The 2,608-nt window shown below is 74.0% G+C and carries 2 protein-coding genes; one reads left to right on the top strand and one right to left on the bottom strand.

The window, feature by feature from the left end:
• A partial coding sequence (locus ABT160_RS46725; protein WP_351656457.1) for an FAD-dependent oxidoreductase occupies window positions 1–1,513 on the top strand: 1,513 nt, incomplete at its 5' end.
• A 68-nt stretch (window positions 1,514–1,581) separates the two neighbouring features.
• Here the strand turns inward: ABT160_RS46725 and ABT160_RS46720 are convergent.
• Window positions 1,582–2,514, bottom strand: a complete 933-nt coding sequence (locus ABT160_RS46720) for an MBL fold metallo-hydrolase (protein WP_351656455.1) — start codon at window positions 2,512–2,514, stop codon at window positions 1,582–1,584.
• Between the last annotated feature and the right edge of the window lie 94 nt (window positions 2,515–2,608).

Genomic DNA, 2,608 nt, shown 5'->3' with positions numbered 1-2,608 from the left:
CGCCCGCCTGCTGCCCGCGCGCCCCGGCGCCCCACACGCCCCGCACGGGACGGGGGCGCCCACCGTCGGCGTCGTCGGCGGCGGCATCGCGGGCCTCGCGGCCGCGACGGCCCTCGCCGAACGCGGCGTACGCGTCACGCTGTACGAGCGAGACAGCACGCTCGGCGGACGCCTCGCCGGATGGCCCACCACCCTGGGCGACGGCACCCCGGCCACCATGAGCCGCGGCTTCCACGCCTTCTTCCGCCAGTACTACAACCTGCGCGCACTGCTGCGCCGCACCGACCCCGACCTGAGCCGTCTGCGCCCGCTGCCCGACTACCCGCTCCAGCACGCGGACGGACCGCGCGACAGCTTCGCCGCCCTCCCGCGCACGCCCCCGTGGAACGCGCTGGCCTTCGCCGCCCTCAGCCCCTCCTTCCCGCCGCGCGACCTGGCCCGCGTGAACGCGCGAGCCGCCTTGGGCCTGCTCGACGTCCGGGTCCCCGATGTCTACGCCCGCTTCGACTCCCTCAGCGCCCACGACTTCCTGGGCGCGATCCGCTTCCCGGAATCCGCCCGCCACCTGGCCTTCGAGGTGTTCTCCCGGAGCTTCTTCGCCGACCCGCGCACCCTGTCCGCCGCCGAGATGGTCCTCATGTTCCACATCTACTTCCTCGGATCAGCCGAGGGGCTGCTCTTCGACGTGCCCGACGAGCCGTTCCCCCAGGCCCTGTGGAACCCGCTGGAACAACACCTGCACGACCTGGGTGCCCGCGTGCGCACCTCCACGGCCATCGACCACGTCAGCCCGCGGGACGCCGGAGGCCTGCGCCTGACCGGACCAGGGACGGACGAGCGGCACGACGCCTGCGTCCTGGCCCTGAACGTCCCCGGCCTCACCCGACTGGTCGCCAACAGCCCGGGCCTGGGGAACGAGTCCTGGCGGGCCCGGATCGGGGAGTTGCGCACGGCGCCGCCGTTCCTGGTGAGCCGGCTCTGGCTCGACAAGCCCGTGGCCCGCGACCGCCCCGGCTTCCTCGGCACCAGCGGTTACGGAGACCTCGACAACATCAGCGTCCTGGAACGCTGGGAGGGCGAGGCGGCCCGCTGGAGCGCCCGCACCGGCGGCTCGGTGGTCGAACTGCACGCCTACGCCCAGCCGTCGCACGCCGACCGCGAGGCGGCCCAGGCACGGCTGCTGGCTCAGCTGCACCGGGCCTACTCCGAGACGCGCGACGCGACGGTCATCGACGCCCGCCACGAGTGGCGCGACGACTGCCCGCTGTTCCCGGTGGACGGCTACCGGGTCCGCCCGGCCGTCCGCACGCCCCACCCCGGCGTCATGCTCGCCGGGGACGCGATCCGCTGCGACCTGCCCGTGGCGCTCATGGAGCGCGCGGCCACCACCGGGATGCTCGCCGCGAACGCGCTGCTGGCCCGCTGGGGCGTCGCGGGCCACGACCTGTGGACCGTACCGCCGCGCGGCCGGGACCTGGTGAGCCGGCGCCTCGCGGCGTGGGCCGCGCAGTGAGGGAGCGCCGGTCGACCACGCCCGCGGGCAGGCGTGGTTGCCCACGCGTCACGCGAGGCAGGGTGTCGTCATGCCCCGGCGCCTCGCGAGCTGCTGACGTGCCGGTCGCCTGCGGGAACGAAGCGGTAGGCGTCCCCCTGCGTGACGACGTGGCCCGCGGCCGGGGCGGGGAAGTGGCTGCCCAGCACGAGCGTGTCGGTGTCGGCGACCTCGGCGAGCAGCGCGCGGCGGGTCGACGCGGCCAGTCCCGGGTCGATGTCCACGCAGCTTCCGAGGCCGGTGTCGGCGAGCTGGACCGGATGGTGGATGCAGTCTCCGGTGACGAGGCCCTCGGCGCCCCTGCTGTCGAGCCGGACGGCCACGTGGCCCGGGGTGTGCCCCGGCGTGGGGACCAGGGTCAGGCCCGGCGCGATCGGTGCGCCTCCTGCCGGGGGCATGTCGACGACGTCCAGCAGTCCCGCGTCGCGGACCGGGTGGATGGAGTCCCGGAACATCTGGGCGCGCGGCTCGTCCAGCTCCGTACTGCTCCAGAAGTCCCATTCCGTGCGCGTGGTCAGGTATCGGGCGCGGGGGAACGTGGGCACCCAACTCCCCTCGTGGGCAGTGGTGTTCCAGCCGACGTGGTCGGTGTGCAGGTGGGTCATGACGACCAGGTCCACTGACTCGGGGGTGAAGCCGATGGCCGCGAGGCGGGTCAGGTAGTCGGTGTCCAGGCCGTGCCAGGCGGGATTGGCGCGGGGCTTGGCGTTTCCGATGCCCGTGTCGATGAGGACCCGCCGGCCGCCGGCGATCAGGGCGAAGGTGTGGCTGGCCAGGCGCAGGACGCCGGACTCGTCGGCGAAGGAGGGCTTCAGCCAGGGGTGCTGGGACACGACCTGGGGCGTGGCCCCGGGCAGCAGCCAAGGGCCCGTCTGCGGGGGCAGGGCGATCTCGTCCACGCGGTGGACGGTGATGTCCCCGAGTGTCCAGGTCGCGGCCGGGGCGGAGGCGTGAGGGTGCATGGGGGGCCCTTCTGTCCGTGAAGTGACGCCGGCCGGAGGGAGGTTGACGGGCCTGCGCCACCTAAAGCTAAGGGTTTGCTTTAAGGGACCGTAG

The organism is Streptomyces sp. NPDC001941, from assembly GCF_040296945.1.
Classification (GTDB): domain Bacteria; phylum Actinomycetota; class Actinomycetes; order Streptomycetales; family Streptomycetaceae; genus Streptomyces.
Note: the sequence above shows the minus strand (reverse complement) of the source record. Positions and strands in the feature narration are given on the sequence as shown.